This window comes from Paraburkholderia sp. SG-MS1 (genome assembly GCF_012275575.1).
Classification (GTDB): Bacteria; Pseudomonadota; Gammaproteobacteria; order Burkholderiales; family Burkholderiaceae; genus Paraburkholderia.
Window position 1 is genome coordinate 1 of record NZ_NPIH01000179.1, and the last position, 8,967, is coordinate 8,967.

General features: G+C 63.0%; 8 protein-coding genes and 1 pseudogene. 7 read left to right on the forward strand and 2 right to left on the reverse strand.

Annotated elements, in window-relative coordinates; translation table 11 throughout:
- Positions 1-270, reverse strand: a 270-nt coding sequence (locus CIC12_RS14005) for a hypothetical protein (RefSeq protein ID WP_168664699.1), incomplete at its 3' end; no start/stop codon positions are given.
- A 418-nt stretch (positions 271-688) separates the two neighbouring features.
- On the opposite strand from CIC12_RS14005, the gene CIC12_RS14010 reads away from it, so the two are divergent.
- The 3 genes from CIC12_RS14010 to CIC12_RS14020 all read left to right on the forward strand — a co-directional run bounded on the left by CIC12_RS14010 (position 689) and on the right by CIC12_RS14020 (position 3,853).
- A complete protein-coding gene (locus CIC12_RS14010) occupies positions 689-1,615 on the forward strand; it encodes an ABC transporter ATP-binding protein (RefSeq protein ID WP_168664706.1) in 927 nt (308 codons plus the stop codon).
- Positions 1,612-2,373 carry an ABC transporter permease gene (locus tag CIC12_RS14015; protein WP_168664700.1) on the forward strand — a complete coding sequence of 254 codons (762 nt, stop codon included), beginning with the start codon at positions 1,612-1,614 and terminating at the stop codon, positions 2,371-2,373. Before CIC12_RS14010 ends, CIC12_RS14015 begins: the two co-directional genes overlap by 4 nt.
- Before the next feature lie 64 nt (positions 2,374-2,437).
- Positions 2,438-3,853, forward strand: coding sequence for an amidase (locus tag CIC12_RS14020; protein ID WP_168664701.1), 1,416 nt, complete (start codon positions 2,438-2,440; stop codon positions 3,851-3,853).
- Positions 3,854-3,949: 96 nt separating this feature from the next.
- Here CIC12_RS14020 and CIC12_RS14025 read toward each other — a convergent pair whose 3' ends face one another.
- Entirely contained in the window at positions 3,950-4,951 is a 1,002-nt protein-coding gene (locus tag CIC12_RS14025; RefSeq protein ID WP_168664702.1) for a helix-turn-helix transcriptional regulator, read from the reverse strand.
- Between the two features lie 174 nt (positions 4,952-5,125).
- On the opposite strand from CIC12_RS14025, the pseudogene CIC12_RS14030 reads away from it, so the two are divergent.
- From CIC12_RS14030 to CIC12_RS14045, 4 genes and pseudogenes are all read left to right on the forward strand, one after another.
- Positions 5,126-6,045, forward strand: a pseudogene (locus tag CIC12_RS14030) (helix-turn-helix domain-containing protein).
- A 545-nt stretch (positions 6,046-6,590) separates the two neighbouring features.
- Entirely contained in the window at positions 6,591-7,016 is a 426-nt protein-coding gene (locus CIC12_RS14035; RefSeq protein ID WP_168664703.1) for a DUF3830 family protein, read from the forward strand.
- Positions 7,017-7,207: 191 nt separating this feature from the next.
- Positions 7,208-8,428 carry a sensor histidine kinase gene (locus tag CIC12_RS14040; protein ID WP_168664704.1) on the forward strand — a complete coding sequence of 407 codons (1,221 nt, stop codon included), beginning with the start codon at positions 7,208-7,210 and terminating at the stop codon, positions 8,426-8,428.
- A gap of 376 nt (positions 8,429-8,804) precedes the next feature.
- On the forward strand, positions 8,805-8,967 hold a 163-nt coding region (locus tag CIC12_RS14045; RefSeq protein WP_168664705.1), incomplete at its 3' end, for an ESPR-type extended signal peptide-containing protein.

The window sequence follows — 8,967 nt, forward strand, 5'->3', positions numbered from 1 at the left end:
GCCGGTGCCGGTCACGCCCGGCGAGCCATAGCCCGAATTGTTCGGGTTCTTCATCGAGCCCGCGCCGACGCCGGGTGTGGCAGTTCCGCCTGCGCCGCCCGCGGTGCCGCCGCCGGCGCCCACGCCGTTACCGCCGCCGGCACCCGCACCTGCACCTGCACCGCCGCCCGCGCCGCCACCGCCCGCGCCGCCACCCGCTTGCGCGTAGGCGCCGCTCGACAGTGCCATCACGAGCACTGAAGCGAAAATCGTCCTGGTCATGGGTTTCATGATTACCTCCAGAGAATCGGGTTGATATCACGCAAGCGTTTTCGCTTACATGAACGAACCGCCGCAAGCGGTGTGCCTCAGTCAGCTTGTGAAGGAACAAGTCGCAATGCGCGGGTCGCTCCTTTTTTTGGGGCCGCGCCACGCGCAGGGCGCGTGCCCGCGCGAAGCGGTCCATCCACGACCGGCTGCCGTCAGATCAATACGGAACCCGAACTATTTTGCAGTGCAGCGAAGTGGTGGCTCGGCCTCGCCGGACTGCTTCGGCGCATGGCATCGAAAGCCACGGTGGCCACACGCTTTTCCGGCGCGGTCACCCGGCGCGCTGCACGCTTTCGCACTTTCCATTACATTGCGGGTGCGGTCGACTCTATGTACCGCTCCTTCCAATCCAATCACGGTGTCTGCCATCCTCGAATCCATGCAGCCAATCGTCTCGGTCACGAATCTGTCGAAAACCTATGCCAGCGGTTTTCACGCACTCAAAAACATCAACCTGGCTATCGACCGTGGAGAAATTTTTGCCTTGCTCGGCCCGAACGGCGCGGGCAAAACGACCCTCATCAGCATCATCTGCGGCATCGTCAATGCAAGCGAAGGCAGCGTGACGGTGGACGGCCGCGACATCGCGACAGACTATCGTGGCGCGCGTTCGCTGATCGGCCTCGTGCCGCAGGAGTTGACCACCGACTCGTTCGAAACCGTCTGGGCGACCGTCTCGTTCAGCCGCGGGCTGTTCGGCAAGCCGAAGAACCCCGCCTACATCGAGAAGGTGTTGCGCGACCTGTCGCTATGGGAAAAGCGTGACAGCAAGATCATCACGCTGTCGGGCGGCATGAAGCGTCGCGTGCTGATCGCCAAGGCGCTTTCGCACGAACCGCGCGTGCTGTTCCTCGACGAACCGACCGCCGGCGTGGACGTCGAGTTGCGGCGCGACATGTGGAAGCTGGTGCGCTCGCTCGCGCAAAGCGGCGTGACGATCATCCTCACCACGCACTACATCGACGAAGCGGAGGAGATGGCCGACCGCATCGGCGTGATCAACGCGGGCGAGATCATGCTGGTCGAAGAGAAAACGGAGCTGATGCGCAAGCTTGGCAAGAAGCAGTTGACGCTGCAACTGGAGAGCCCGCTTCCGCACGTGCCGGCATCGCTGGCCAATTATGCGCTGGCCGTCGCGAAAGACGGCAACGAACTGATCTACACATACGAAGGCGAAGGCGGTCGCACCGACATCATTGCACTGCTCAAAGCGCTTGATGACGCCGGCATCCGCTTCAAGGATCTGCATACCACGCAGAGTTCTCTCGAAGACATCTTCGTCAGTCTGCTCCGAGGTGACCAATGAATATCTACGCGATGCGCGCAATCTACAAGTTCGAGATGGCGCGCACCTGGCGCACGCTGATGCAAAGCATCATCGCGCCGGTGATTTCGACTTCGCTTTATTTTGTCGTGTTCGGCTCGGCCATCGGCTCGCGCATCAAGGAGGTGGACGGCATCAGTTACGGCGCGTTCATCGTGCCGGGGCTCATCATGCTGTCGCTGTTGTCGCAAAGCATTTCGAACGCATCGTTCGGGATTTACTTCCCGCGCTTTACCGGCACGATCTACGAGCTGCTGTCGGCGCCGGTGTCGTATCTGGAGATCGTCGTGAGCTATGTGGGCGCGGCGGCCACCAAGTCGATCCTGCTCGGCCTGATCATTCTCGCGACCGCCGGACTGTTCGTGCCGTTGCAAATCCAGCACCCGTTCTGGATGGTGCTGTTTCTGGTGCTGACGGCGGTCACGTTCAGTCTGTTGGGGTTCATCATCGGCATATGGGCGGATGGCTTCGAGAAGCTGCAGATCGTGCCGTTGCTGATCGTCACGCCGCTGACCTTCCTCGGCGGCACCTTTTATTCGGTCAACATTCTGCCTCCGTTCTGGCGTGTCGTGACGCTGTTCAATCCGATCGTCTATCTGGTCAGTGGTTTTCGCTGGAGCTTCTTTGGTCTCGCGGACGTGAACGTCGAGTTGAGCCTCGGTATGACGGTGCTGTTCCTCCTCGTGTTCCTCGTGATCGTCCATTGGATCTTCAGGACCGGCTACCGGCTCAAGAGCTGACCGACGCTACTCGACGTGGCGTGCGAAACTGGCGGTCACCTTCACCACGGAGCCGATAGCCAACATGTCCGTCGATTTGAGTCTGATCGAGCGCAGCGCGTGCGATGTCGTGGAATTGCTGCGCGAGGAAGCGGTGAGTCCGCATGATCTGCTCGACACGCTGGCCGCGCAGGCGGCGCGCGTCGAGCCGCGGGTCAATGCGCTGCCCACGCTGTGTTTCGAGCGCGCGCGCGCGCATGCCGATGCGCTGCTGAAAAAGCCGGTGTCCGAGCGCGGCCTGCTATGCGGCCTGCCGGTGCCGATCAAGGATCTGACCGATGTCGCGGGCGTGCGCACCACGCGCGGCTCGCTGGTTTATCGCGAGCGGATTCCCGCTAGCTCTGATGCCGGGGTGACGCTCCTCGAAGCGCACGGCGGCGTGGTCTATGCGAAATCGAATACGCCGGAGTTCGGCTCGGGCGGTCATACGTACAACAGCGTGTTCGGCATCACGCGCAATCCGTGGGACCCGTCGCGCTCGGCGGGCGGCTCGTCGGGCGGCGCGGCGGCCGCGCTGGCGTCGGGCACCGCGTGGGTCGCGCAGGGCTCCGATCTGGCGGGATCGCTGCGCACGCCGTCGGCGTTTTGCGGCGTGGTGGGTCTGCGCCCGACGCCGGGACGCGTGGCGTATGGCCCGGCCGCCAATCCCTACGACACGCTCGGCATTCACGGGCCGATGGCGCGCAACGTGACCGACGCTGCGCTGCTGCTCGACGCGATGTGCGGCGAAGTGAATAGCGCGCCGTTGTCGCTGAGCGAGCCCGCGCATTCGTTTCTCGCGCATGCGCGCAGCCCGCGGCGTCCGGCGCGCGTCGCGTTCAGCGCGGGGCTCGGCATTGCCACGCCGGAGCCGGAGATTCTCGCGATCTGCCGCAAGACGATGGATCGGCTGGCGGGCGCGGGCGTCGGCGTGGATGAAAGTGATCTCGATCTGAGCGCGGCGAAACCGGCGTTTCACACGTTGCGCGGCATCGCGTACGCGACCAGTTACGAGGACGTGCTCGCCCAGCACCGTGATCTGCTGAACCCCAATGTGATCTGGAATATCGAGTTCGGTCTGCAACTGGACAACCGTGCGATGCGCTCGGCGCAGCGCACACGGGCCGAACTGTTCCACAAGATGAACGCGCTGCTGCAACAGTACGACGTGCTCATCTGTCCGGCGTCGATCGTGCTGCCGTTTCCAGTCGAAGCACGCGACATACGCGAAGCCGCCGGCCAGCACTTCGACACTTATATCGACTGGCTTGCGATCACCTATGCTTTGACGCTCACTGGCATGCCGGTCATCGCCATTCCGTGCGGGATGAGCGCGAGCGGTCTGCCGGTGGGCATACAGATCGTCGGTAAGGTGCGTGGTGAGGCGGCGTTATTGTCGGCGGCGCGCGCGATAGAGGAGATCATCGGTACGTGGGCGACCGGTAAGCCGGAAGTCCACTGAGCGTTCAGCGCACGGGCAGGCGAGAGGCTCGTGCCGCCTGCTGCCCGAACGAGATAACGGCGTGACGGCATTCGCCGCCACGCCGTTATCAGTCCACTAGGACACATACGCCTGCGCGACGTTGATCAACTGCACGCGATTGCGCACGTTGAACAGCTGCCGCAACCGGCGCAGGTGATAGTCGACGTTATGCGGCGACAATCCGAGGAAATAGGCGATTTCCTTATCCCGCTGACCCTGCACCACCGCCTTGAGCACCGCATGCTGCAACTCGCTCAATGCGACGCGCTGTTGCTGCGCCGGCGCAATGCCGATCACGGTCTTCGCATGCGTCCAGATGAACTCGTGAATCGAGTGCGCGAACATCAGCGTTTCGGCGACGATCGATTCGGTCATCCAGCGCGGGTTGCCGATCTCCGAGTTGAAGCACAGGCTCGCGCTCAGCTCCGGCTCGGGCAGCGGCATCTGCGTGAGAATTCCGCTCTTGCGGCCGGTCGCCTCCAGCATGTCGATCAGGCCGCCCAGGCGCTCGCTGCGCATTTGCGCGCGCGGCAGATCGGCGCGCATGTCGACGGTGTTCCATAGAAACGGCAGGCCGGTCGGCGACGCGAGCGCGACGCGCGGGTCCAGCTCGAAATAGCGCTCCCGGAAGTAGCGCGTGAGCCAGGTCTGCGACTCGTAGCTGGTCAGCGCGAACATCGTTTTGTGATGCGACGACGTGCGCGTGGCGGTATAGCTGAACGAGTCGAAGCCAAGCTGCCTGATGCGCCGCCGCACGAACTCGATGCGGTCCTGCGCACTGCCAAACCGCCCCAGCGGACTGATGAACGGCGCGGCCCTGCGCGCGGCGGGCAGGGGCGTGCCGATCTCCTCCTCGGTGAAGAGGGTGAGAAAGCCATTGGGCGCCGCAGCGTTGGCGGCGCGGGTCGATGCTTTCGATGCTTCAGCCGCGTGGACTGATTTCACAGCTTGCCGCGCGGCGGCCGGGTAGGCCGGGTGTGCGGAAGCTGCTGACTTGCATGCTGCCGACGCGTGCCCGGCTTCACCTTGCGGCGGGCCGGCCAGCCAGTGCGGCAGCGTATCGCATTCGTGTTCCATGAAACGGTAGCTCCGGCGTTCGAAACGCGTGAAAGACGACAACCTGAATGATTAGCTATTTCCAGAAATTACGGTAGCCGGTTCCTTGCTATCATTTTCGCGATCTTGCGCTGACAGCGGACCGGCAACGCGGGTATGGCGGGCTTTCTCCTTGCATACGGCACCTCCTTGGGAATGGATGTGATGGCACGAATTCCGAAGCTGACAACGACGCTCGCCTACGATCGCTACATGGCTGGCCAGAGACTGGTGTCGAGCGTGGACCGGCCGTGGCGTCACCTCGTCTTGCGCTCGTATCTCGAGCCGGCCGAGCAGGAACTGCTCGAAGCGCCAGGCCTGCAGGACTCACACTGATGACGCTCGCGAGCGGCGCCGAGCATCTCGAACGCAATCTGAACGGACGCTGGGAGCGCGCCGACATGCGCGTGGGCGATGTCTGGTTCGTGCCGTCCTCGCCGATCTCGTGGCGCTGGCGCTCGATCGGCGACGAGCCGCTGTCCACCGTGCACTTGCACATCGAGCGTGGCCTGATCGACAGCGTCGCCGAACAGATGGAACTCGGTGGCTCGCGCGACCTGTCGCTGGGCGACGCGATGCGTTTTCACGATCCGTTGATCGCCGCGATGCTGGGCGCGTTGCATCGCGCCGCCGCCGATCCGTCCGACTCGCGTCTCTACGTCGACGCGCTGGCTCACGCGCTCGCCGCGCATCTGTTGCAGCATTATTCGCGCGGCCGTCCCGTCCCCGGCCGGCTGCCGGCACAGCCCGAGCGGCTGGTGCCGCGCCGGATTCGCCGCGTGACAGACTACATTCGCGCCAATCTGGGCACCGATCTGAGCATCGGCGAACTGGCCGGGCAGGCCGGGCTAAGCCCTTTTCATTTCTCGCGGGTGTTTCATCGCGAGGCCGGCGAGACGCCTCATCAGTACGTCACGCGCTTGCGGCTCGAGGAAGCGGCGCGGCAGCTGCGCGCCACCGATCACACCGTGTTGCAGATTGCGATTGCGGTTGGTTTCGAGAGTGCCAGTCATTTCTCCGTGCAGTTCAAACGTGGCTATGGCGTGACGCCGCTCGCCTACCGGCTGCGCGGCTGAGGTACAGATACCGCAGGATAGTGCGGCGCTTGGCGAGGCGGCTGATCGGGTTGAGGCGGCCATTGGCGGTGGATGGCGGCAAGCGTGGCCGCGTTCGGCACCTGCGACGCGTTTATCCGTCATGTCTCGTCTGCGGCGCTGGCCGTTGCCGCCGCTTGCACCGGTTTCATCGTGCGGCGACGCGGTGGTGCCGACGTGCCGCGCGACGACTCGTAGCCAGCCGCGCGGATTCATCGCAAGGCGTTAGCCGGGTACATGCGGACCAAGGCCTATGGTGGGAATCACGCGCAATGCGCAGTGTGCTTCGCATTGCGCGGCTTGCAAACTACGAACTTTCGTGGCAGCAGACGGGCAAGACCTGGCATGACCATGCCGTGCGCGCATTTCCCATGCGCTGGCCATGACGTGCCACTTGCAGTCTAACTGGCCTGACGGGTGTGCAAGCAACTGTACCTGTCGAAGCCTTGCACCGGACGACAGAATGGTGCGCGCTCGGCCCCGCCAGCCAGCCTCCCGGTTCAACCCCTCACAACGGATACCTTCCGATGACCCGACTCCGAATCACCTCCTGCGGCCATGAGTTCATCGCCGAAACTCATCCTGATGCGCCGCACACGGTGGCCGCGTTCCTCAAGCTGCTGCCGTATCGCCAGAAGATCATTCACGTGCGCTGGAGCGGCGAAGGCTGCTGGGTTCCGCTCGGCGATTTCAGGCTGGAGAACGACGGCGCGGCGGTGAGCTTCGAGAACCACACGAGCCACCCGTCGGTCGGCGACGTCCTGTTCTACCCGGGGGGCTACAGCGAGACCGAGATCATCCTCGCGTACGGTTCGTGCTGCTTCGCGAGCAAGCTGGGGCAACTGGCGGGCAACCACTTCCTGACTATCGTCGAAGGCCGCGACAAGCTGCGCGAACTCGGCACCAAGGTGCTGTGGGAAGGGGCGCAGGAAGTGCTGTTCGAGAAGATCTGAAGCGCGCGCGGTTCATCCATCTCAAACCCTGGTTAATTTTTGTCCGCCAGATCGCGCATACTGGAGGCGCGGGAGCGGCCGGCCGAGCGCTCACGATCTGCCTCGCGAGCGCGGTTTGCAGCCCCTGCCGTCGCGTTGCGCAGGGAGCGGCACACCTATTTTTCGCCGCGCTGCGGCGCCAGGTCTCCCAGATGACAGACTCGCACGTACCCCCGTTGACTGCCTTCGCCGCCCAGTTGCGCTCGCAACAGGTCGATTTGACCGAACGCTGGATGAAGGCCGTCTTTCGCGACGCCGAACTGACCGAATCCGACCGGCTAACCTACGAACAACTGGCCGATCACATCCCCAACATCCTCGACGAAATCTGCAGCGTGCTGGAGAACCAGGACCTCGATCACGTAGAGGATGCAATCGAGCGCGACGCACGCCTGCACGGCAAAACGCGCTGGAAGCAGGGCTACCGGATCGACGAACTGGTGCGCGAGCTCGATCTGTTCCGGCAGATGCTGGCCGGCGCGATCGTCGAATTCAGCGAAGCGCGGCCGTCTTTCACGCGGCGTCACGAGGAGCGCGCGCGGCATTTCGTCGACGAAGCCGTTAGCATCGTGACACTGACGTCAATCCGCGAAGTCGTCAACGAGCGCGACCGGAAGATCGACGACTACACCGGCCGGCTCGAACGCGCGAATCACGAACTGACGCTCAAGCAGCGGCTGGTCGGCGACCTGCACGAGTCGCGCATGCAGATCACGCGCAGCGTCGTGCACGATCTGCGCAACTTCCTCAATGTGTTTTCGATGGCACTGCAACTGATCAGCCGCGCGCCGTCCAGGATCGACACCGCGCTTGCGCTGGCGAATCGCCAGGCCGCCGACATGAAAGCGCTGGTGGATGAACTGGTCGAATACTCGGTCGTCCTCGGCGACAGCAGTCCGCTGGTGCTGGAGCATTTCGCGCTGCGCGAGCTGTTCGACGAACTGGTGAGCGCGTGCGCGCCCGTGATCGAAGCGAAAGGGCTGCGCCTTCAGACCGCGTTCGACGGCACACTGGACGAGGTCGTGTCCAACCGTCTGAAGCTCAAGCAAATCGCGCTCAACCTGCTGACCAACGCGGCGAAATACACGAAGGCCGGTCAGATCGAATTGACGATGATCGCCACGCAGGGCGAGCACTGGCGTCTGCGTGTGTCGGATACCGGCGTGGGAATCGGCGCGTCCGACCGGGAGCGCGTATTCAAGGAATTCGAGCGCGCCACCGACGACGACGTTCCGGGCGTCGGCCTGGGTCTCGCGATCGTCAAGGAATTGTGCCGGGTGCTCGAGGGCGACATTCGTTTCGATTCGCGCGAAGGTGAGGGGACCATTTTCGAGATCACCTTTCCAATGCGCTTGCAGGCGGCGAGTGCCTGAAGCGATGGCCTGAAGCGGTCGCTGGCGTTTTCTTGCCGTTGCCCTGTGCCGGGTTCGGTGACCTATGTGCGCCTTTTTACTTCGAGATGAATTCAGCGTGCATCCTAAAGCGGCCTAAGAACGCAAAGCTCAAATTAAGAAATTTGGCAGCTTTCATCTTAGTACCGCTATGCTGTTTTTCTTAATTGAGCTAAAAATGCTCTTTTAAGAGTAGTCGTATTTCCCAATCCGATTCTGTCGAAGACACTGAGCACTTCGCTTTTGCCGGCCAAGTGGAAGCGCGCTGCATTCCTGAGTCATGGTGTGTTCAGGCCGATTACTTAGGATGGCGTAAGAAAAATCTTGGCGAGTGAGTCTCGATAAAAGATTGGGAGCCATGTTGAACAAGACATATCAAATCGTATGGAACAGAACCACCCGCACCTATGTCGCCGCCTCCGAGGTGGCGAGGCGGCGAGGCGCGTCCGGCGTCTCGGTGTGCCGTGCGCTGCTGGCCGCAGGCGCCAGTCTGTTGAGCGCATTGGCATTTTCTCAGACTG